Source organism: Allobosea sp. TAF32 (assembly GCF_052113585.1).
Classification (GTDB): domain Bacteria; phylum Pseudomonadota; class Alphaproteobacteria; order Rhizobiales; family Beijerinckiaceae; genus Allobosea.
The window spans coordinates 365,144-387,227 of record NZ_JBFRDM010000009.1; the positions used below are offsets into that span (position 1 = coordinate 365,144).

The 22,084-nt window shown below is 65.7% G+C and carries 19 protein-coding genes; 12 read left to right on the forward strand and 7 right to left on the reverse strand.

All coding sequences use genetic code 11. The features are described 5' to 3' along the window. Positions 1-4: 4 nt before the first annotated feature. Both AB4Z16_RS21560 and AB4Z16_RS21565 read left to right on the forward strand, forming a co-directional pair. Positions 5-925: a universal stress protein gene (locus tag AB4Z16_RS21560; protein ID WP_441513393.1), complete on the forward strand. Its 921-nt coding sequence runs from the start codon at positions 5-7 to the stop codon at positions 923-925. A gap of 88 nt (positions 926-1,013) precedes the next feature. Then, positions 1,014-1,820, forward strand: coding sequence for an ABC transporter ATP-binding protein (locus tag AB4Z16_RS21565; RefSeq protein ID WP_441513394.1), 807 nt, complete (start codon positions 1,014-1,016; stop codon positions 1,818-1,820). 31 nt (positions 1,821-1,851) lie between these two features. On the opposite strand, the gene AB4Z16_RS21570 is transcribed toward AB4Z16_RS21565, so the two are convergent. Then, entirely contained in the window at positions 1,852-3,396 is a 1,545-nt protein-coding gene (locus tag AB4Z16_RS21570; RefSeq protein WP_441513395.1) for a bifunctional aminoglycoside phosphotransferase/ATP-binding protein, read from the reverse strand. 222 nt (positions 3,397-3,618) lie between these two features. Here AB4Z16_RS21570 and AB4Z16_RS21575 point away from each other — a divergent pair, with 222 nt between their 5' ends. Further along, positions 3,619-3,789 (forward strand): hypothetical protein, encoded by a 171-nt coding sequence (locus tag AB4Z16_RS21575; protein WP_441513396.1) that lies wholly within the window; start codon positions 3,619-3,621, stop codon positions 3,787-3,789. A gap of 61 nt (positions 3,790-3,850) precedes the next feature. Next, a complete protein-coding gene (locus AB4Z16_RS21580; protein WP_441513397.1) occupies positions 3,851-4,267 on the forward strand; it encodes a host attachment protein in 417 nt (138 codons plus the stop codon). 651 nt (positions 4,268-4,918) lie between these two features. Here the strand turns inward: AB4Z16_RS21580 and AB4Z16_RS21585 are convergent. Then, positions 4,919-5,398 carry an NUDIX hydrolase gene (locus AB4Z16_RS21585; RefSeq protein WP_441513398.1) on the reverse strand — a complete coding sequence of 160 codons (480 nt, stop codon included), beginning with the start codon at positions 5,396-5,398 and terminating at the stop codon, positions 4,919-4,921. A gap of 114 nt (positions 5,399-5,512) precedes the next feature. Between AB4Z16_RS21585 and AB4Z16_RS21590 the strand changes: the two genes are divergently transcribed. From AB4Z16_RS21590 to AB4Z16_RS21600, 3 genes are all read left to right on the forward strand, one after another. After that, positions 5,513-5,914, forward strand: a complete 402-nt coding sequence (locus AB4Z16_RS21590) for a phasin family protein (RefSeq protein ID WP_441513399.1) — start codon at positions 5,513-5,515, stop codon at positions 5,912-5,914. Between the two features lie 301 nt (positions 5,915-6,215). Then, on the forward strand, positions 6,216-7,199 hold the full coding sequence (locus tag AB4Z16_RS21595; RefSeq protein WP_441513400.1) for a zinc-dependent alcohol dehydrogenase family protein: 984 nt from the start codon (positions 6,216-6,218) through the stop codon (positions 7,197-7,199). Then, complete coding sequence (locus tag AB4Z16_RS21600; RefSeq protein WP_441513401.1) at positions 7,196-8,293, forward strand: ABC transporter ATP-binding protein; 1,098 nt, start codon at positions 7,196-7,198, stop codon at positions 8,291-8,293. The genes AB4Z16_RS21595 and AB4Z16_RS21600 overlap by 4 nt, the downstream gene beginning before the upstream one ends. A gap of 54 nt (positions 8,294-8,347) precedes the next feature. Here the strand turns inward: AB4Z16_RS21600 and AB4Z16_RS21605 are convergent, their stop codons facing one another. From AB4Z16_RS21605 to AB4Z16_RS21615, 3 genes are read right to left on the reverse strand one after another with little or no spacing between them, the layout of a single operon-like run. After that, positions 8,348-9,652, reverse strand: coding sequence for a TRAP transporter large permease (locus tag AB4Z16_RS21605; RefSeq protein ID WP_441513402.1), 1,305 nt, complete (start codon positions 9,650-9,652; stop codon positions 8,348-8,350). Between the two features lie 9 nt (positions 9,653-9,661). Then, positions 9,662-10,183, reverse strand: a complete 522-nt coding sequence (locus AB4Z16_RS21610; RefSeq protein ID WP_441513403.1) for a TRAP transporter small permease — start codon at positions 10,181-10,183, stop codon at positions 9,662-9,664. A 52-nt stretch (positions 10,184-10,235) separates the two neighbouring features. After that, positions 10,236-11,222 carry a TRAP transporter substrate-binding protein gene (locus tag AB4Z16_RS21615; protein ID WP_441513404.1) on the reverse strand — a complete coding sequence of 329 codons (987 nt, stop codon included), beginning with the start codon at positions 11,220-11,222 and terminating at the stop codon, positions 10,236-10,238. A 206-nt stretch (positions 11,223-11,428) separates the two neighbouring features. On the opposite strand from AB4Z16_RS21615, the gene AB4Z16_RS21620 reads away from it, so the two are divergent. From AB4Z16_RS21620 to AB4Z16_RS21635, 4 genes are all read left to right on the forward strand, one after another. After that, positions 11,429-12,355 carry a LysR family transcriptional regulator gene (locus AB4Z16_RS21620; RefSeq protein ID WP_441513405.1) on the forward strand — a complete coding sequence of 309 codons (927 nt, stop codon included), beginning with the start codon at positions 11,429-11,431 and terminating at the stop codon, positions 12,353-12,355. 106 nt (positions 12,356-12,461) lie between these two features. Continuing rightward, positions 12,462-14,588 carry a hydantoinase/oxoprolinase family protein gene (locus tag AB4Z16_RS21625; RefSeq protein WP_441513406.1) on the forward strand — a complete coding sequence of 709 codons (2,127 nt, stop codon included), beginning with the start codon at positions 12,462-12,464 and terminating at the stop codon, positions 14,586-14,588. Continuing rightward, positions 14,581-16,290 carry a hydantoinase B/oxoprolinase family protein gene (locus AB4Z16_RS21630; protein WP_441513407.1) on the forward strand — a complete coding sequence of 570 codons (1,710 nt, stop codon included), beginning with the start codon at positions 14,581-14,583 and terminating at the stop codon, positions 16,288-16,290. The genes AB4Z16_RS21625 and AB4Z16_RS21630 overlap by 8 nt, the downstream gene beginning before the upstream one ends. A 54-nt stretch (positions 16,291-16,344) precedes the next feature. After that, entirely contained in the window at positions 16,345-17,109 is a 765-nt protein-coding gene (locus tag AB4Z16_RS21635) for an HpcH/HpaI aldolase family protein (protein ID WP_441513408.1), read from the forward strand. Positions 17,110-17,348: 239 nt separating this feature from the next. On the opposite strand, the gene AB4Z16_RS21640 is transcribed toward AB4Z16_RS21635, so the two are convergent. Together AB4Z16_RS21640 and AB4Z16_RS21645 are read right to left on the reverse strand one after the other, a co-directional pair. After that, on the reverse strand, positions 17,349-17,915 hold the full coding sequence (locus AB4Z16_RS21640; protein WP_441513409.1) for a biotin transporter BioY: 567 nt from the start codon (positions 17,913-17,915) through the stop codon (positions 17,349-17,351). A gap of 299 nt (positions 17,916-18,214) precedes the next feature. Next, positions 18,215-18,880: a GntR family transcriptional regulator gene (locus AB4Z16_RS21645; protein WP_441513410.1), complete on the reverse strand. Its 666-nt coding sequence runs from the start codon at positions 18,878-18,880 to the stop codon at positions 18,215-18,217. 261 nt (positions 18,881-19,141) lie between these two features. Here AB4Z16_RS21645 and uvrA point away from each other — a divergent pair, with 261 nt between their 5' ends. Next, positions 19,142-22,060 (forward strand): excinuclease ABC subunit UvrA, encoded by a 2,919-nt coding sequence (gene uvrA, locus AB4Z16_RS21650; protein ID WP_441513520.1) that lies wholly within the window; start codon positions 19,142-19,144, stop codon positions 22,058-22,060. Positions 22,061-22,084 lie beyond the last annotated feature (24 nt).

Below are 22,084 nucleotides of genomic sequence, written 5' to 3' on the forward strand. Positions count from 1 at the left end.
CACCATGAACAGCGCTATCGATGCGGAGGTTGGCATGAAGGACTTCACTCAATCGTCAGGCGCCTCGGCGAAGGCACGAGCCGTCGGCAACGCTGCCTATCGCGACATCGCGGTTCATCTGGACGGTTCGCCGGAAGATGAGGTCCGCCTGGCTCACGCTGAAGCGCTCGGGGCGCGGCACGCTGCCCGCATCACCGGGGTCTTTACCAATCTCCTGCCCGACCCTGCCATTTTCGTCGGTGAATTCGGCACCTCCGCCATCGGGCAACTGGTCGATGACGTAACCGAGGAAGGAGATGCCAGCGAGAAGCGGCTGCGCCAGCGATTGACGCGCCTCGACCCTGCGCATGAGTTGCGCCGTGTCGATGCTTTCCCCGGTATCCTCGAACAGGCCGTCGCCACGGAAGCCCGCTGGAACGACCTCTTCATCGCGACCTGCCCGCGCGACGATAGTCAGGCACGCTGGCGCCCCCTGCTCGAGCGCGTCATGTTCGATGGCGGAAGAGGGCTCTACCTCGTGCCGCCCAAGGCCCTGCCGCGTTCCGCGATCCAGACCGTCCTCGTCGGATGGACCGACACGCGGCAAAGCGCCCGCGCCGTGGCCGAGGCTTTGCCTCTGATCGTTCAGGCGACGCAGGTCCATGTCGTCACGGTCCGGGAGGAAGCCCACGGACGGATGGGCGGCGCCGAAGTCCTCGCCGACATCTGCGCCCATCTCGCCCGTCACGGCGTCGAGGCGACGGCAACCGTTCTCGACACCGAAACCTCCGCGGGCGACGCCATCCTGGCCGAAGCCCGCAGGATCTCGGCAGACCTGATCGTCGCCGGAGCCTACGGCCATTCGCGCTTCAGGGAGTGGGTTCTGGGCGGCGTGACTGCGGATCTGCTCGGCAGCGCTCCCGTGCCGCTTTTCCTCGCGCACTAGCGCAGCCGCAGCCGTCTGCCTGCCGGCTTATCCGATCGGCAGCACCTGCGGCTCGGGTGTATGATGGTGCGCAGCCGGAGAGTTATCCATGGCTTCGACCGAACGAGACATGGCTCCGGACAGCGGTGAGGTCGCCATCCGCGTTCGGGACCTTTCAGTCGCGTTCGGCGACAAGACCGTGCTGGACCATCTCGACCTCGACGTCATGCGCGGCGAGGTTCTCGGCGTGATCGGCGCGTCCGGATCCGGCAAGTCGGTCCTGGCACGCACCATTCTGGGCCTTGTGCCCAAGCGAAGCGGCGTCATCGAGCTCTTCGGCAGGAACATCGATGATCTGCGGGAGAACGAGAGGCGATTGCTCGAACAGCGCTGCGGCGTCATGTTCCAGCAAGGCGCCCTGTTCTCATCGTTGACGATCGCCGAGAATATCCAGCTGCCGATGCGCGAGCTCTTGCATCTGTCGCCGAGCCTGCTCGCCGAGATGGCAATCCTCAAGCTCGATCTCGTCGGATTACCGCCCGATGCAGCGGAAAAATATCCCGCCGAGCTCTCTGGTGGCATGACCAAGCGGGCGGCCCTGGCACGTGCCCTCGCCCTCGATCCCGAGGTCCTGTTTCTCGACGAGCCGACGTCAGGGCTCGATCCGATCGCGGCCGATGCGTTCGATCAGCTTTTGCTGACCCTGAAGGCGAGCTTGAACCTGACGGTGATGATGATCACTCATGACCTGAGCAGCCTTCATACGACCTGCGACAGGGTCGCGGCCATCGCGCACGGCAAAGTCATCGCCCTCGGGTCGCTACAGGATCTGCTCAAGCACAAGGATCCCTGGCTCAGGCAGTATTTTGCCGGGGAGCGCGGTCGTACGATCTTCGCGGACGAGATCACCGCCTGATGCCGCGCAGGCACCGCTTGGGACGGAGATGCTATCGACCCATATCGTGCAGGTATTTCAACGCCGGCGCCTGTTCGAACGTGCTTCGAAGCACGACGTCGATGTTCTCCTCGGCCGCGATCCTCGTCCATTCCGTCGCCGCGCCATGCCGGGCAATCTGGTCGATCACGACGCCGGGCGTGGCGTCGGAGGGATCGCCACAGCGCGCCGAGACCCGTCGCACCAGCGTCTCTTGCGGCGCCTGCAGCCAGAGGCCGCAGAACGGCATGCCTGCATGGCGAGCCACCTCGCCGATCCGTTCCCGGTCCACGCGCCGATCGAAGACGGCATCCGCGACGGCCGCGTGACCTTGCGCCAGCGTCGCTTCTGCAACCTGCATCATCGCGGCATAGGTCCGGGCGGAAACGTCAGCGCTATAGCCATCCGCCGACAGGCGGGTCTCTGGGGCGACGCCGCACAGCTTCTTCCGAATGCGGTCGCTCGCGGCGATGCGGGCCCCCGGCGGCGGCCCAAGCGATGGCGCGAGCTTCGCCGCAAGCGTCGACTTCCCGGAGCCGGAATAGCCGCCGACAGCGACCAGCACAGGTGACCGCGCCTTCAGAAGGTTGCGGCAGAGCTGGAGATAGGCGCGTGCCTCGGCCAATCGAGAGGCCTTCGGTCTGCCGCTATCCACTGCGGTCACATGCGCGCGCACGGCGGCCCTCACCGCCATGAAGAACGGTAGCAGGCACAGGCCGGACTCGTCGTCGATGGCATCGAGATAGCGATTGAAGAGCACGTTCGCGAGCGTCTCGAGCTTGCGATGCCAGAGGTCCATGAGAACGAAGGCGAGATCGTAGAGGATATCCACGGTCGCCAGATCCTCATCGAACTCGAGACAATCGAAGAGCAACGGCTTACCCTCGATCAGGCAGATGTTGCGCAGATGCAGATCGCCATGCCCGCGCCGAACCTTTCCCTGGCGCGCCCGCTGGTTCAGCAAGCCGGCATGGCGCGCGAGCGCTTCGCGGCACCCCGCGATCACCGGTTCGACCTCGCGATGCGGGAGAAGCTCCGCATTGGCGAAAGCTCGTTCATTGACCGAAAGCACGCGCTCCATCCGCCTCGCTCCCTCGCCGTCCGGCGAGATGGGCGCCGCGCGATGAAATCGCGCGATCGCACCGGCGAGCGCAGCCATGTCGGGCGCGGTGAGATGCTTTCTCTCTGCCATCCGATCTAACAGGAAATTGTCGTTGAAGCGTTCCATTTCCAGGACGGCATCGACCAATTCGCCCCGGCCGTTCAGCGCAAGATCGCCGTTCTGCTCCCGCGTGATCCGGTGGACCGCGCGATAGAGGTCGGGAGCGGTCCGGCGATTCAGCAGCAGCTCTTGCTCGCACATCGCCAAGCGTCGTTCCGGCGTCGACAGATCGACATAGGGCAGCTTGACGGGTCGTTTCAGCTTGAGGGCCCGGGAGCCGATCAGCAGGACGATCGAGATGTGGGTGGAGACCATCTCCATCCACTCCGCGCCGCCTCCGAAAGCATCGCACGATCCGAGATAGCAGATCGTTTCATTCTGGCTGGCAACCTGCATGACAAGGCTCCCCTCGGACGAGCCACTATTCTTCAGTCCCCAAAAACGACATTGATGCTTGTCAATATGGACGGCCTGACGCCCCTGCAAAGCGGAACGATTTCAGGATGAGCTGGCCGCCAAGCGTCTCGCGTCCTCGATCGGTTTTCGTCCTTGACGCGGATCAAGGACCGGGGGGCGGCGCTGCGATTATCTGAGCTGGTTGCACCTTAGGGGGCTGCCATGCCCGAAGCGAGCGCATGTGGCTGGATCGCCAAGGTCGGGCGCTCCTGGCGAAACTGGCGCGACCGTGCCCCGGCAATCGTCAACCAACTCGACGAAAAGCCTGCCTTCTCTTTCTTGCTGCATTTGCGCGCCTTTATCAGTCTCGTTCGCGAGATCATTTCCCGCTGAAGTCGCCCCGGTCATCGCAAGGAGCAACGCCATGAACCTACGGATTCCGCACGACGCATGGGTGATCATCTGCGATGCCCGCAAGGCGATGTTTCTGCGAAACGAAGGCAGCCCGACGCTCCTCAAGCTCGAAGTCGAGCAGATCAAGCAGGCCTCGCCTAACCCGCCGAACGGTCAGCAGGGAGCGGATCGGCCCGGTCGCATGCAAAATGCCGTCGCGCCCACCAGCGCGACCGACGAAACAGACTGGCATGACCTGGCGGAGAAGCAGTTCGCACGCGAAACCGCGGCTGCCCTCAATCTTGCCAGCCAGTCCGGTCGCTCGCGAGGCATCGTATTGGTGGCGCCCCCGCGTATCCTCGCGGTGCTCCGGCAGCACCTCGACGAGCAATCGCGCTCTCGCATCGTCGCAGAGGTCGACAAAGACCTGACCAAGCATCCGATCCACGCGATAGAACGGCTTCTGACCGGCGCCTAGAAGGGAAGCGCGTCTCAATGCGGGTATCGAGGCCGGCTGCCGAGGCGAATTGTCTCGGGACGACGCCGGCTTGCCTTGTTGGCGTTCGAGACGGCCGGTCGCAGGTCTTGTCCGCGAGGACATATGTAGCAGCAAGTTGCGGCAATTCGTTCATGCCCTATGTGAGCCATGCGGATCTGCCGCCATCCGTGCGCGGTCATATCCCTGAGCATGCGCAGGATATCGACCGCGCGGCCTTGACGAACGCCGAAACAAGCGCAGCTTCGCGGGGCGAACGCGAATATTGGTGTCGCTTCAGTCGCCCCTTTCATGGGCAGGATGGCGCATCTTCCAATCGCGGACTGCGTCCTTGAGCGCCTCCAACTCCCGGAAACTGGTTCCATCCTGTACGAGGAGCGCTTTGATGCGGTGCCTCGCGAGCGCATAGTCCTGAGCGGTCTCGATCGTGAACCTGGGCGGGTCTGACCTGCAGGATTCCGGCCCGTGCGTGATTGCCGTTTTCATGGGCTACCTCCGCGGACGATGGAGTGCCGATCATACTCCGAACGCGCGAGCCGGCGTTTGCGCCAGATCAAGCCCGGCTCGGCGACCGCTCGGGCCGCACGCCGCTGCATCGCGCCAGCGCACCGCGATCATGACGTCGAGCGGCGGTCAGGCTCGATCGCCTTCGTCGGCCAGCTTCTTCTCGAGGCGATCGAGAAGCTCGGCCTGCGCCTCCAGGATGCGCCGCCGAGCCTCGGGAAGCGAAAACCACGCCGCCCTGTCGATTTCGGGAAAGCGGCGGATATGGCCGCTGCCGCGCGGCCATTCTATCTCGGCCTCGCTGGTGCAGCGACTTTGTTCCGCGGCAAGGTCCCCCCTCAGCGCAAAGGCTTCGACGACCTTCCCCGCCCGTTGCCGAATGCACCCGAGCGGAATGAGAGGCCCTTCGGGCGCCGCCCCCACTTCTTCCGTGAATTCCCGCCGCGCAGTCTCCTGTGCTGTCTCGCCCGGCTGCGGCTCGCCCTTGGGGATAGACCAGGCTCCAAGATCCTTGCGCTGCCAGAACGGGCCGCCCGGATGGACGAGCAGAACCTCTGCGCCCTCTTCCGCCAGGCGATACATCAGGATGCCGGCACTGAAGGAAGCCATCGAAAAACCTCGGCCGCGGTCCGAATTTGCGATGCGTCAAGGACCGGGCGACGCGCCCCGAGGAAACTCCGCACTGCCGCAGCTCAGGCGGCTGAGACAACGCAGGAGGTTCACATGCCTACGATGAAGCCTGTCTCCGACTCCCTTCCCGCCGACCAGAACGGGGCCACCGCCATGATCGATGAAGGCATGCAGCTCGTCAAAGCGCAGTTCGGCTCGGCGACCTTGCTGCCGCAGAAGCTCTGGGAAACCCAGTTCGCCATGGTCTCCGAAGTCCTGGCCTTCATGGGGCGCCGAATGCAGGCCCAGGCCGAATTCTGCGCCAAGCTCGGCCGTTGCAAGGAGATCGCCCAGGCGGTCGACGTTCATCAGGATTTTGCCAGGGGCATCGGAGGCGCCTACGCCGACGAAGCCGAGAAGCTGTCGACGCTCGCCCGCCGGAATATGGATGCCTGGACTGGGATCAGCGCCCAAGACACGTCGAACTGGCCGGGCCCCCGGAAGGCCGCGGCCTGAGAGGCTGCCCTTGGAGCCCGTCTGAGCGCCCGCAAGGCAGCTCGGACGGCTCATCCGCCAGCCTTCTACAGCTGACTGCCGTCAGGCTGCTCCGCCCCGCGCTCTTTGGCAGGATGTGCGCATTCGGGCATGTGCCGGGCACGGCGCCAGGCGGAACGGCCGAGTGGACGGGATTGTCCGCGGCACCGGCAGAAACTCTTCGCCAAGATTCGCCTTGAGAGCCGTATAATCCTTGAGCTTGATCAAGGCCGGCTCGGCATCGCGTCGGCATCCTTCCGTTGCGCGTTGGCCGGAGAAGCCGATGAAAGCGATGGTTCTGAAGGTTCCTGGCCAACCGCTTGTCGAGGAGCGGCGCCCCGATCCGATACCGCGCTCCGGGGAATTGCGGATCAGGGTCGAGGCCTGCGCGATCTGCCGCACGGACCTGCATGTCGTCGACGGCGAGTTGCCGGGCCTGCAATGCCCGCGCGTGCCCGGTCACGAGATCGTCGGCCGGGTCGATTTGCTCGGGCCGGGCACCGCCGACGCACTTCTGGGAAGGCGTGTCGGTGTCGGCTGGCTCGGGCACACCTGCGGACACTGCCCCTATTGCCGCAGCCTCCGGGAAAACCTCTGCGACGCTCCGGAGTTCACCGGCTATACGCGCGACGGCGGCTTCGCCACTCATGTCGTCGCCGACGCGGCCTACGTCTTCCCGCTGGACGATTTTCCCGATCCCGTCGCCGCCGCGCCGCTGATGTGCGCGGGACTGATCGGATGGAGGAGCCTGCGCAGCGCGGGGGCAGCGCGGCGGATCGGCCTCTACGGCTTCGGGGCGGCCGCTCATATCCTGGCGCAGATTTGCCGTTGGCAGGGCCGCGAGGTCTACGCGTTCACGCGCCCGGGCGACGAGGCGGCGCAGGCCCATGCGCGCTCGCTCGGCGCTCGCTGGGCCGGCAGCTCCGAGGAAAAGCCTCCCGAGCCCCTCGACGCCGCGCTGATCTTCGCGCCCGTCGGAGCGCTCGTGCCGCTGGCCCTGAGTGCCGTGGTCAAGGGTGGACGCGTCGTCTGCGGCGGCATCCACATGAGCGACATCCCGAGCTTCAGCTACGGCTTGCTGTGGCAGGAGCGCGAGCTGGTCTCCGTCGCCAATCTCACGCGGGCCGATGGCCGCGAATTTCTGTCCGTTGCGCGGCAGGCCGGCATTGCAACCAAAACGACGACCTACCCGCTGAACCAGGCAAATGAGGCGCTGTCCGCACTGCGCAGCGGGATGTTGCAAGGTGCGGCGGTGCTCATTCCATGAAATTCTCGCATTTTATCGCGGCGATAGCCGAGCCCCCGCCCACGCATGCGCAGGGCTTCGCCCTGCCCTCCTCGTTCCTGCGCTTCGTCCTCTGCTCGGGCGGCTGGCATCAGGCCGCGGTCTGTGCGTTGTCCGTCGCCGTCTTCCTTCTCAATGCCGCTCCGATCGAAACGCAGCGGCGCATCATCGACGCGGCCGTCCATGCCGGCAGCCTCTCCACGATCCTGACTCTCGTCGCGCTGCAATTCGCCCTCCTGCTGACCTTCGGGCTGGCGAAGCTGGCCATGAACATCTACCGCGCCTGGCTTGGCGAATGCGCGACGCGGGATCTGCGCCTCGTGGTGACCCGCAGGCTGGAGGGCCAGGACGCCGAGGACTCCGCCCTCACCAATGGAACCGGCCTCGCCATGATCCTTGGGGAAGCCGACGACATCGGCGCGTTCGTCGGCTCTAGCCTCAGCCTTCCCATCGTCGAGATCGGCTTTCTGGCGAGCGTCTTCATCTATCTCGCCGTGCTCGACCTCAAGATGATGGTCGTCAGCCTTCTGATCCTGATGCCGCAATTCGTGTTCGTGCCGCTGATGCAACGGGCGATCAACCGACGCGTCGCGCAGCGAACCCGCATTCTGCGGCGCTTCGGCGAGGAGATCCTGTCTCCGTCGAGAGCGGAATCGAGCGCGCGTCGACTGGACGAGGTCTTCACGATCAACCTCGGCATGTTCGAGATCAAATTCTCTCTCAACTTCCTGATGAACCTGACCTATTCCCTGGGCAACCTGCTGGTGCTCGGGATCGGCTGCATTCTGGTCATCCAGGGACAGACCGAGATCGCGACCGTCGTCACCTTTCTGTCCGCGACCGCACGGATCGTCGACCCGTGGAATGACGTGGTCGACTGGGCGCGAGGTCTGGCGCTGACGACCGTGAAGTACCGGCTTGTCACCCAGGCGATCGAGGCATCGCCCGGCGGCGTTCCGGACTTGTCCACGGCGGCGCATGGCGGCGCCGACGTTCGTTTGGTGCCGGCTGACGGCTGGAGATCCTCGTCAGCATCCGGGCGCGCGAACGGACCGACGCGCGACCTGCCATCCTGAAGTACGATTTGCAGGTATCGCGTGTCCGCCCGCAGGCGGCTACGCTCCGCCCCATCAGCCCGCCATCATCTTCGGCAAGGCGGTCACGATCTGCGGGAACAAAGTGATCAGCACGAGCAGCAGCATCAGCACGCAGAAATAGGGGATCGCCGCCTTCGTCACCGCCAGGATGTTCTTGCCGGTGATGCTCTGCAGCACGAACAGGTTGAACCCGACCGGCGGGGTGATCTGCGCCGCCTCGATCAGGATCACCACGAAGATGCCGAACCAGAGCAGGTCGATGCCGGCCGCCTGCACCATTGGCAGCATCACCGAGGAAGTCAGCACGATGATCGAGATGCCCTCGAGGAAGCAGCCGAGGATCAACATGAACACGGCGAGCACCGCCAGCAGCGCATAGGGCGAGAGGTGCATGGCCTCGACCCAGCTCGCCAGGGACCGGGGGATGTCGACGAAGGCGACGGCGATCGTCAGGCAGGCGGCGCAGGCGATGATGAAGGAGATCATGCAGGAGGTCCGCGTGGCCGCCATCAGCCCTTCCATGAAGTTCTGCCGGGTGAGCCCGCCACCGACCGCTGCGAGGCTGAGCGCTCCGATCACGCCGATGGTCGCGGCCTCGGTCGGGGTGGCGATGCCGCCATAGATCGAGCCGACGACCGAGCCGATCAGAAGCGCCACCGGGATCAGACGCCGCGAGCGGTAGATCTTCTCCAGAAAGGGCACCGGCGGCTCGGCCGGCGGCATCCTGTCGGGGTTCAGCAGACTCCAGATCGCCGTATAGCCCATGAAGAGCGCCATCAGCAGCAGCCCGGGCAGGACGCCGGCGATGAAAAGCCGCGCGATCGAGACCTCGGCCGTCACGCCATAGACGATCATGATGATCGAGGGCGGGATCAGCAGGCCGAGCGTGCCGGAGCCCGCCAGCGTGCCTATGGTCATGTTGAGCGGATAGCCCCGCTTCTCCAGCTCAGGCACGCTGATGCGCCCGATCGTGGCGCAGGTCACCGCCGACGAACCGGCGACCGCCGCCATGATGCCGCAGCCGAGCACGTTGACATGGAGCAGCCGGCCCGGCAGCCGCGACACCCAGGGCGCCAGCCCCTGGAACATGTCCGCCGACAATTTGGAGCGGAACAGGATCTCGCCCATCCAGATGAAGAGCGGGAGCGAGGTCAGCGCCCACCCCCAGCTCGAATCCCAGAGCGTCGAGGCGATCAGCGAGCCCATCGGCGCGCTGGTGAAGAGCCCCATCATCACCATGCCGACTGTGAGCAGCGAGAGCGCGACCCAGACGCCGCCCGCGAGCAGCAGGAGCAGGGAGCCGGCAAGGACCAGCGAAGCAAGAACGGTCGTGTCCATCATCGGCCCCTATGCCACCGGCCTGTCGAGTTCGATCTCGTCGGGTGCCTCGTAGCGAGGCTTGCCGCCGGTCAGGAGCCAGAGGAGTTCGTCGATGAAGGCGATCGCCAGCGCGGTCACGCCCAGGGCGACGCCGGTTTGCGGTATCCAGAACGGCATCGCCAGCAGGCCTGGGCTGACATCGTTGAATTCACGCGATTGCAGCGCCAGCGCGCTGACATGCCAGGCAAGGAACGACACGACCACCGTGCCCAGCAAGCAGTTGAAGAGCTCGACGCCCCGCCGCCAACGCTTCGGCAGACGGTCGACGATCAGATTGATCCGAACGTGGCCGCCGCGCCGGAAGGTGTGGGCGAGGCCGAAGAAGGTCGAGGCCGCCAGGCACAAGCCCGCCGCCTCGGTGGCGTCTATCGTGACGCCCCGCATCCGCCCGACGATCTGGGCGACGATGGCCAGCCCGATGCCGACCATGAAGACGGCGGCGAGATAGCCGCACGCCTCATAGAACCTGTCGAGAACCCCACGTATCACCGGTCACCCCGCTGGCCACTGTTCATGGAATGGATGGCGCGCAGGCGGGCCGTCAGTTGAGGCTCTTCTGATAGGTTTCGTAAACGGCTTTCTCCTCGGCGCTGGCCGTGGCCAGCCAGTCCTGGACCATGCCCTTGCCGGCGGCTGCGATGGCGTCGAGAACGTCTTTCGGCGACTGGGCGATCGTCACGCCATGGCCCTTCAGGACGTTCTCACGCTCCTCGCCGGCCTTCTTCGACATCTCCCAGCCGCGCTTGGTCGCGGCCTCGCCGGCTTCGAGCACCACCTTCTGCGTTGCCGGATCGAGCTGGCGGAACGCGCGCTCATTGACCAGGATCGCGTTCTTGTTGTGCATCGTCCCGGTATAGGTGAAGTGCTTGACGTAATCCCAGATCTGGACGTCGGTCCCGGTCTGGGCGCTGGTCCAGAGCGACTGGATCATGCCGGTCGAGAAGGCCTGCGGCACCTCGGCGAAGGGCAGGATCAGTGCTTCCATGCCGAGCTTCTCGCCCATGATCTGGGTCTGCTTGGAATAGATCCGCAGCTTCTGCCCCTTGAGGTCGGCGAGCCCCTTCAGCGGCTCCTTGGTGTAGAAGCCCTGCCCCGGCCAGGCGACGTAGGAAATGGCGCGCAGCCCGTTCTTCTTGAACATTCCGTCGAAGAACGGAGCCTGGGCCTCCGTCAGCTTGGTGGCCTGGTCGTAGGTCGTCGCAACGCCGGGGATGTTGTCGAGATTGTACATCGCCGCCTCGTTGCCGTAGACGCCGAGGCGGATCTCGCCGATCTGGATCTGGCCGGACTGGACGGCGCGCTTCACCGCATCGAGCTTGATCAGGCTGTCGTTGGAGCGCAGATCGATCTTGAGCTTGCCGCCGCTCTTCTCCTCGATCTCCTTGATCATCTGGCGGATGTTCTGGGTGAAGAAGCTGCTTTCCGGATAGCCGGAGGCCATCGTCCAGCTCGTCTGGGCGGTGGCGGGAGCGGCTAGCCCGAGGCTCAACGCAAGGGCGGCGGACGCAATCAAGGCTCTGCGGTTCATGGTTCCCCTCGTTCTTGTCCCGCTGCGGCGAGACCCGCGCGAGTTTCAGGAGCCGGAACCGGGCCGAGGCTCGATCGGCGGCTAAAGGTCAGTCGAGCGCGTTATCGCGATAGCATCCAATTGAAATTATCTGTTGTTGCGATAGATTTTGTTTATTGGCCGATGGTGCGGCCCGAAAATTGCTTGTCTGGAGGCTACGGAGGCGGATGCCGAACTGGACCTTGAAGCAGCTCGAAAGCTTCGTCTGGGTGGCCAAGCTCGGCAGCTTCAGGGCTACGGCGGAGCGGCTGAACACGACGCAACCCAACATCTCCGTGCGCATCTCTCAGCTCGAATCCGTTTTGGGGGTGCGGCTGTTCCATCGCGACTCCGGCTCGGTCGCCTTGACGCCAATCGGCCATTCCCTGCTGGGGCAAGCCGAGCGCGTGCTGCAAGCCTCGGAGGAGTTCTCGCAACAGTCGATCCGCTCCGATCAGCAGATTGGCATTCTCAGGCTCGGCGTAGCCGAGCTCATCGCCCAGACCTGGCTGCGCGACTATCTGCTCGACCTGCGGCAGGTTTTCCCGAATGTCGATGTCGAGCTCAGGGTCGACCTGACGATCAACCTGCGTGAGGAGCTGGTTTCGCGATCGCTCGACCTGTGCCTGCTGAACGGCCCGATCTCGAACTTCAACATCACCAATGTCGATCTCGGCTCCGTACCCTATCTGTGGGTGGCCTCGCCACGGCTCGGGCTCTTCGGCTCGGATCTGGCGACGATGGCCTCGCATACGATCCTGACCCATGCGCGCAACACGCGCCATTTCGTCGAGCTCTCCGCGCATTTTCGAGACAACTGGGAGAGGCCGGTTCGGATCGTGCCGTCGAGCAGTCTCGCAGCCAGCCTGCAGATGACCATCGACGGCCTCGGCATCGCACCGATGTCGCAGACGCTCGTCGAAAGGCTCCTCGACACGGGAGAGCTTGTGGAATTCCCCTACGAATGGAAGCCCAGCGCACTGATCTTCACCGCCTCATATGCTCATACGCCTGCCAGTTTTCTGCTGAAGCGGGCCGCCGAGCTCGCCGGCGAAAGGGCTGCGCGGCATCATCAGGGCGATGCGCGACGGCCCGTGGAGGCTGCGACGTGCTGATTCCAGCGATAAAGTTATCTTATCGAGTTATATAGAAAATAATAATTCGACGGCATCGGCTGCCCATTCCATCTTTCCTCCCTCAGACAACGGAGGCGAGTGAGCCATGTCCATTCTCGGGGCCCGCCTGGGCGTCGATATCGGGGGAACCTTCACGGATGTCGTGCTCGAACAGGGCGGGCAGAGATACTCGACGAAGGTACTGACGACCTATTCAGCGCCCGAGGATGCGATCATCGAGGGGATGCACAGGGTCTGCTCCAAGGCGGGCATCGCGGCTTCCGCCGTCGGGCAGATCATCCATGGCACGACCCTGGCGACCAATGCGCTGATCGAGCGGCGCGGCGCCAAGACGGCGCTCATCACCACCGAAGGCTTCCGCGACGTCATCGAGATGCGGACCGAAAGCCGCTTCGAGCAGTACGACCTCAATCTGACGCTGCCGGAGCCTCTGCTGGCGCGCAACCGCCGCTACACCGTTAGGGAGCGCATGGATGCACGCGGCAAGGTCCTGATCCCGCTCGATCGCGCCGCCGTCGAGGCGCTGGCCGACGAGCTTCGCGACGCCGGCTATGAGAGCGTCGCGGTCGGGCTGCTCCATTCCTACGTCAACGATGCCCATGAGCGGCTGATCTATGACGTGCTGGCCGAGCGGCTGCCCGGCGCGATGGTCTCGCTCTCGTCGGAAGTCTCGCCGCAGATGCGCGAATACGAGCGCTTCAACACGACGATCGCCAACGCCTACATCAAGCCGCTGATGAAGAGCTATCTCGTCCGGCTGAAGGGGCGCCTCGCGGCGGAAGGCGCCGTCTGCCCGATCTTCCTGATGCATTCCGGCGGCGGCATCATCTCGCTGGAGAGCGCCTCGGAATTCCCCGTCCGCCTGGTCGAATCCGGCCCGGCGGGCGGCGCCGTCTTCGCCGCCGACATCGCCGCCCGGCATGGCCTGAAGAAGGTGCTGTCCTTCGATATGGGCGGCACCACCGCGAAGATCTGCCTGATCAAGAACTACACGCCGAAGACCGCCCGCGTCTTCGAGGTCGCCCGCACCTATCGCTTCAAGAAGGGCTCGGGCATGCCAATCTCGATCCCGGTGATCGACATGGTCGAGATCGGGGCCGGCGGCGGCAGCCTCGCCCATGTCGATTCGATGAACCAGATCCGCGTCGGCCCGGAGAGCGCGGGCTCGGAGCCCGGCCCCGCCTGCTACGGCCGCGGCGGCACCCGCCCCGCCGTGACCGATGCCGACGTCATCCTCGGCAAGATCGACCCGCAGAACTTCGCGGGCGGCACGATCCCGCTCTTCGCGGATGAATCGGCCAGCGCGCTGAAGGGCGAGATCGGCGGCAGGCTCGGCATGGACGCCGAGGAAAGCGCCTGGGGCGTCGCCGAGGTCGTCGACGAGAACATGGCCAACGCCGCCCGCGTCCATGCCGTCGAGAACGGCGAGGACCTGTCGGAATACACGATGATCGCCTTCGGCGGCGCCGCCCCGCTGCATGCGGGCCGGCTCTGCGAGAAGCTCGGCATCAGCAGCTGCCTCGTACCGCCGGGAGCCGGCGTTGGCTCGGCCATCGGCTTCCTGCGGGCGCCGTTCAGCTTCGAGGCCAACCGTACCCTGTTCATGCGTCTTGCCCAGTTCGACACGGCGCGCGTGGCCAGGCTCTTCGACGAGATGGAGGAGGAAGCGGTGCGGGTCGTGCGGTCCTGCGGCTGGGCCGGCGCGATCCAGGCCGAATACAAGGTCTATATGCGCTATGCCGGCCAGGGCTGGGAAATCCCGGTGACGCTGACGCCGGAGGAAGCCCGCGCCGCCGATCCCGCCGTCATCCTGCAGCGCTTCGAGCACGAATACGCCAATCTCTTCGGCCGCACGGTGAAGGGCCTCGCCGCCGAGATCACCGTCTGGTCGGTCAATGCCCATACGCCGCAAGCCGCGATCGCCCCGGTCGCGCCCCTGGCGGAAATGCGCGATGCGCCGGCGGACGGCAGCCGTTCCGTGTTCGATGCGGGGCTCGGCCGCCGCGTCACGGCCGATGCCCATAGCCGCACCGCCCTGCCCGCCGGCAGCACGGTCAGCGGCCCCGGCATCATCACGGAAGACGAGACCACCATCGTCCTGCCGTCGAGCCGCATCGGCGTCACGCTGAACGATGGCTGCATCGACATCCGCCTCGCCGAAGCCTTGCCTATCGCCTCCGTCGCCGCGCGGAAGGAGCCCGCCCATGTCTGATATCTCCAAGGTCGCCTATCAGGTCATGTGGAACCGCCTGATCTCGGTCGTCGAGGAACAGGCCCAGGCGCTGATCCGCACCTCCTTCTCGACCTCGGTGCGCGAGGCCGGCGACCTCTCGGCCGGCGTCTACAACGATAAGGGCGAGATGCTGGCGCAGGCGGTGACCGGCACGCCCGGCCACGTCAACGCCATGGCCGATGCCGTCGCGCATTTCATCCGCCGGATCGGGCGCGAGAACATCGCCGAGGGCGATGTCTACATCACCAACAACCCCTGGGAAGGCACTGGCCACCTGCACGACATCACCGTCGTCAGCCCGTCCTTCCACCGCGGCCGCCTCGTCGGCTTCTTCGCCTGCACCGCCCATATCGTCGATATCGGCGGGCGCGGCTTCGGCGCCGACGCCAACTCGGTCTATGAGGAAGGCCTGCATATCCCGATCATGAAGTTCGTCGACCGCGGCACGGTCAACGAGACGCTGGTCACGATCATCCGCGGCAATGTCCGCGAACCCGATCAGCTCGTCGGCGACGTCTACGCGCTGGCCACCTGCAACGAGATCGGCCATCGCCGCCTGATCGACATGATCGTCGAGTTCAGGCTCGCCGACCTCGCCGGCATCTCCGACTTCATCCTGAGCAATTCGCGCCAGGCGACGCTCGACAAGATCGCGGCGCTGCCGCGCGGCCAGGCCGAGGGCCATATGCGGATCGACGGCTACAGCCGGCCGATCGACCTCTGCGTCAGGATTTCCATCGAGGCCGATGGCGTGCTCTGCGATTGGGCAGGCACTTCCGGCGTCGACAAGAACGGCATCAATGTGCCGCTGGTCTATACGAAGGCCTATACCTGCTACGCGCTGAAATGCGCGATCGCGCCGGAGATCCCGAACAACGCGGCCTCGTTGGAGCCTTTCCGCATCACCGCGCCCGAGCACACCATCGTCAACGCGGTCTGGCCGGCGCCGGTCGCGCTGCGCCACATCATCGGCCATATGGTGCCGGACACGATCTACGACGCGCTCGACAAGCTCCTGCCCGGCCTGGTACCCGCCGAGGGCGCCGGCAGCCTCTGCAACTTCCAGGTCTCGCTCCGGCCGCGCAGCGACGGCCCCTGGCCGGCCGATGCCGTGCGGGCCGAGGTGTTGACCTTCAACTCCGGCGGCTCGGGCGCACGACCTGCACTCGACGGCATGAACGCCACCGCCTTCCCGTCCGGCGTGATGACGATGCCGGTCGAGGCGACCGAGCAGGTCGGCCCGGTGATCGTCTGGCGCAAGGAACTCCGGCCCGATTCCGGCGGCAGCGGCCGCCATCGCGGCGGCCTGGGCCAGCATATGGAGGTCGGCGCCTGGGAAGGCTACGAATTCGACATCCAGGCGATGTTCGACCGAGTCCATCACCCTGCCCGCGGTCGCCGCGGCGGCGGCGCCGGCGCGCCGACGACGATCGCGCTCGACGACGGCATGGCGATGAAGGGCAAAGGCAAGCAATTCGTGCCGCATGGCCGCAGGGTCGTCATGGCCTTCCCCGGCGGCGCCGGCTATGGCGCGCCGGAAGAGCGGGACCAGCGCAATGTCGAGCGCGACCTGGCCCTCGGATACATCTCCGCCGACGTCGCGCAGGCCGATTACGGCCTGGCCGAGAACCGCGCGGCAGATGTCCTTGCGATATCGCGGCGCGGCGAGTTGCCCCGCTAGAGACCGGCTCGGGGGCAGCCAGGGAGCTGCCTCCCATTTTCGGAATGCTGAACGATGAAAATGCCTTCCAACAAGTTCCTCGCCGCGATCCGCAGCGGGCAGCCGCAGATCGGCCTCTGGCTGAGCCTGGCCAGCGGCTACGCCACCGAGGCCGTCGCTGGCGCCGGCTTCGACTGGCTCCTGATCGACACCGAGCACTCGCCCAACGACCTGGCTTCGGTCATGACGCAATTGCAGATTCTGGCCGCCCATCCCGTGACGCCGATCGTGCGCCCCGACTGGAATGACGCCGTCCTCATCAAGCGTCTCCTCGATATCGGGGCGCCCGGCCTGCTCTTTCCGATGGTCCAGACGGCCGAAGAGGCCAGGCAGGCCGTCGCGGCGACGCGCTACCCGCCGCGTGGCATCCGGGGCGTCAGCGGCTGCACGCGCGCCAATGGCTTCGCTCGCCTGACGGACTATTTCAGCCGGATCGAGGAGGAAACCGCCGTCATCGTTCAGGTCGAGACGCGGGCCGCCATCGAGCAAGGCCTCCAAATCGGCCAGGTCGACGGCGTGGACGGCGTCTTTTTCGGTCCCGCCGACATCGCGGCGGATCTCGGCCTGCTGGGCCGGCCGAATGATCCGGCCGTCTGGGATGTCATCCGCCCGGCGGCGCGCCGGCTCATCGACGCCGGCGTTCCAGTCGGGACGCTCGTTTTCGATCCCGCCTTCGCGAAAAGTCTGCTGGCTGAAGGTTTTGCGTTCGTCGCCTGCGGGTCCGACGCCGTGCTGTTGGCGCGGGGGGCCGACAGGCTTCTCGGCAGCATGAAGAACTGACCCGCAAGGTCGGGACGCCGCAGGTGGAGGTGCGGTTGCTGCACTGAGGCGGAGATTGCGACAGCGCGCCATGTTCGCAGCTGATGTCGGAGCTCAAGCTTGGGGAGGTCGCGATTTCGCATCGCGCACCCCTCCACCGACCGAGATACTCGCGCAGACGGCGCCTTGATCGACGCCGGATGAAAACCCGGCAGGCCGAGGCCCGCCGGGTGATAATTTGGGAGCCTTGGGGCGCCTGCTCAGCCGCGTGGCGCGAAGGCCTTCAGCGTCGCCGCTGCGAGGGCCGACTTCAGGACGGCGCCGAAGATGAAGGGGGTCGCGCCCACGGCGATCGCCTTCGGCAGGCCGATGAGGACGCCGAGCCAGGCCACGCCAATCACCAGGCAGAGCGCATTGCCGGCCAGCATCACAGCGAAGGCGAGTCCGACGCGGCTGCCGTTCCAGCCGCGCTCGGCGAGCCAGCCCGCGAGAGCCGCGGCGAAGGGGAAGGCCAGCAGGTAGCCCGCCGTCGGGCCGGCGAAATAAGCCGCGCCGCCAGCGGCACCGGCGAGGACCGGCAAGCCAATGAAGCCCTGCAGCAGCCAGGCGATGACGGTGACGGCACCAAGGCGCCAGCCATAGAGCGCGCCGATCAGAGGCACGGCGAAGGTCTGCATCGTCATCGGCACCGGATACATCGGCACCTTGATCTGCGAGGACAGCGCCAGCAGCAGGCTGCCGACGATCACGGCCCCCGCCCGCCAGGCGAGCGAGCGGCTTTCCAACCGCAGCGGGCTGAAGGGACGGCTGAGGGCAAGATCGGTCATGGTCACTCCTTCGTCGCGATCAAAATTATCTATAATTCTGATTTTTGATCTATGAGAGAACCCATATCTCATCGGAAAAGGCAAGCGCGCCCTTTGTGCGATGCCTCTGCAAGCCAGGAAATCCTGCGTCCGGACGAAGCGTCATTCTCGGGCGGAGCAGAGCGGAGACCCGAGAATCTCTTGCCGGAAGAAGCAAGGGGAGCCCTGTTCGCCAGGAGATGCTCGGGTCAAGCCCGAGCATGACGGCTATCGCGATGTGCATGTTTACGAAGGCCGAATTCGCAGCTTTGGCGTACCCTCTAACCAACGATCGCGAAGGCCCCGCGCGTCGCGCCCGAGGCGGTGCGGACAGGCCGCTCGCCGATCCACTGGGCATGTCGCGCCAGCGTCGCTGTGGCGGTTTCCAGATCGCCGCCGCGGAGCGCGCTGAGGATGGTGCGATGGTCGTGATCGGTGCGCGATTCCCATTCCGAGCGCCAGGCCGAGAACAGGAAGCGGGCGCTCGCCGCATGCAGATCGTCGATCGTCGCGAGAAGGCGCTTCATGCCGCAGGGCGCGACGAGCGTGCGGTGAAAGCGGCGATTCGCCTCCTCCCAGGCCCGGACGTCGGTCGCGGCGTCGCAGTCGCGGCGGGCCTGCTCGGCCTGGTCGAGAATGGCGGCGGTGAGGTGCGGCGCGGCATGGCGCAGCGCCAGAACCTCCAGCGCCGCGCGCATCGCCGCGACCTCCTTCACCTCCGACAGGTCGAAGGAGGCGACGCGGACGCCGCGCCGCGGCTCACTGATCGCCAGCCCCTGCGCCTCGAGCCGCCGGAAGGCCTCGCGCACCGGGACATGGCTCGTTTCGAACTCCTCGGCGATATGGTCCTGCCGCAGCCGCGCTCCCGGCTCGATCGTTCCGGCGATGATCCGCTCCGCCAAAGCCCTGGCGATGCGGACGGCGATGGTGTCGGCAGGCTTCGTCATGATTTATAGATAATTCAACGGCACGCCGGAGTCGATTGCGATCGGCCCAGTGGTCCCCATATCAGACCCTCGCCGCTGCTGACGCTTTCTGTCAGGACGACGGCAGCAGCCGGGACGGCTGCGTGCTATTCATGCCGGGCAGATCGCCGCGAGGCTGGAAAGGCCCGGCTTTTGCCCTATCTGTAGCGCTTCACCGCAACGGACGCCCCGATGGCCCGCAAGACCGATACCGCCGCCGCCCAGGCTGCTGCGCTGGAAGACATGTTCGACCGCAACCGCGTGGCCGATCCGAACAGCCGCGCCATCACCGTGCGCGGCGCGCGCGAGCACAATCTCAAGAATGTCGATCTCGCGATTCCCAGAGACAAGCTCGTGGTGTTCACCGGCCTCTCCGGCTCGGGCAAGTCCTCGCTCGCCTTCGACACGATCTATGCCGAGGGCCAGCGCCGCTATGTCGAGTCGCTCTCGGCCTATGCCCGCCAGTTCCTCGAGATGATGCAGAAGCCCGATGTCGACCAGATCGACGGGCTCTCGCCGGCGATCTCGATCGAGCAGAAGACGACCTCGAAGAACCCGCGCTCGACCGTCGGCACCGTCACCGAGATCCACGACTACATGCGCCTGCTCTGGGCGCGCGCGGGCATCCCCTATTCGCCCGCGACCGGCCTGCCGATCGAGAGCCAGACCGTGCAGCAGATGGTGGATCGCCTCACCGAACTGCCGGAGAAGACGCGCGGCTACCTGCTCGCGCCGGTGGTGCGCGGACGCAAGGGCGAGTTCAAGAAGGAGATGGCCGACTGGCTGAAGCGCGGCTTCCAGCGCGTCAAGGTCAATGGCGAGTTCTACGAGATCCCGGACGCGCCGCCGCTGGACAAGAAGTTCAAGCACGACATCGACGTGGTCGTGGACCGCATCGTGATCCGGCCCGATCTCGGCGCCCGCCTCGCCGACTCGCTGGAGCAGGCGCTGGAATTGACCGACGGCATCGCCGTCTTCGAATATGCGGATGAGAAGGAGGAGAACGGCGATGCCCGGCGCGTCACCTTCTCGTCCAAGTTCGCCTGCCCGGTCTCCGGCTTCACCATTCCCGAGATCGAGCCCAGACTCTTTTCCTTCAACAACCCGTTCGGCGCCTGCCCGGTCTGCGACGGCCTCGGCCACGAGATGCGGATCGACCCGGACATGATCGTGCCCGATCATGCGCTGACGCTGAAGAAGGGCGCGATCGCGCCTTGGGCCAAGTCGACCTCGCCCTATTACGGCCAGACGCTGGAATCGCTGTCGAAGCATTTCGGCTTCTCGATGACAAAACCCTGGTCGGAGCTGCCGGAGAGCGCCCGCAAGGCGATCCTGTTCGGCACCGGCACCGAGCCCGTGCGCATGGCCTATAATGACGGCCTGCGTTCCTATGAGGTGAAGAAGCCCTTCGAGGGCGTCATCACCAATATGGAGCGGCGCTGGAAGGAGACGGAATCGGACTGGGCGCGCGAGGAGATCGGCCGCTTCATGTCCGAGACGCCCTGCGCCGCCTGCAACGGCTTCCGCCTGAAGCCCGAGGCGCTGGCGGTGAAGATCGACATGCGCCATATCGGCGAAATCTCGCAGCTCTCGGTCAAGGACGCGCTGGACTGGGTCACCGCCCTGCCCTCGCGCCTGTCGAAGAAGCAGAACGAGATCGCCCCGCGCATCCTCAAGGAGATCCGCGACCGCCTGACCTTCCTGCTCGATGTCGGGCTGGAATACCTGACGCTGGCGCGCGGCTCGCGCACGCTCTCGGGCGGCGAGAGCCAGCGCATTCGCCTCGCCAGCCAGATCGGCTCGGGCCTGACCGGCGTGCTCTATGTGCTGGACGAGCCCTCGATCGGCCTGCACCAGCGCGACAATGAGCGCCTGCTCGGCACGCTGCGCCGGCTAAGGGACCTCGGCAACACGGTGATCGTGGTCGAGCATGACGAGGACGCGATCCTGACGGCCGACTATGTCGTCGATGTCGGCCCCGGCGCCGGCATCCATGGCGGCGAGATCGTCGCCAAGGGCACGCCGCAGGACATCCTCGACGATCCCAACTCGCTCACCGGCAAATACCTCACCGGCGAGCTGAGCGTCGCGATCCCCGACAAGCGCCGCAAGCCACAGAAGGGCCGCAGCCTCAAGATCGTCGGCGCGCGCGGCAACAACCTGCGCAATGTCGATGTCGAGATCCCGCTCGGCCTGTTCACCTGCATCACCGGCGTCTCCGGCGGCGGCAAGTCGACGCTGGTGATCGACACGCTCTACAAGGCGGTGGCGCGCAAGCTGAACGGCTCGATCGAGCACCCCGCCCCGCATGACCGCATCGAGGGCATCGAGCATCTCGACAAGGTCATCGACATCGACCAGTCGCCGATCGGCCGCACGCCGCGCTCGAACCCGGCGACCTATACCGGCGCCTTCACGCCGATCCGCGAATGGTTCGCCGGCCTGCCGGAGGCGAAGGCGCGCGGTTATCAAGCAGGCAGGTTCAGCTTCAACGTGAAAGGTGGACGCTGCGAAGCCTGCCAGGGCGACGGCGTCATCAAGATCGAGATGCACTTCCTGCCGGATGTCTACGTCACCTGCGACGTCTGCAAGGGCAAGCGCTACGACCGCGAAACCCTGGAGGTGAAGTACCGCGAAAAATCGATCGCGGATGTGCTCGACATGTCGGTCGAGGAGGCCAAGATCCTGTTCAAGGCGGTGCCCTCGATCCGCGACAAGATGGAGACGCTGCACCGCGTCGGCTTAGACTATGTCAAGGTCGGCCAGCAGGCGACGACGCTCTCCGGCGGCGAGGCGCAACGCGTAAAACTCTCCAAGGAATTGTCGAAGCGCGCCACCGGCCGCACGCTCTACATCCTCGACGAGCCGACGACCGGCCTGCATTTCCACGACGTCGCCAAGCTCATGGAGGTGCTGCACGAGCTGGTCGACCAGGGCAATTCGGTGGTGGTGATCGAGCACAATCTCGAGGTGGTGAAGACCGCCGACTGGGTGATCGACATGGGCCCCGAAGGCGGCGACGGCGGCGGCCAGGTGGTGGCCGAAGGCACGCCGGAGGATATCGTCCGCATCGGCAAGGGCCACACCGCGCGCTTCCTCAAGGAAGTGCTCGACCGCCGGCCGATCAAGAAGGGCAAGGTGCAGCGGCAGGCGGCGGAGTAGCTCTTTTCAAAACTGGCCAATCAA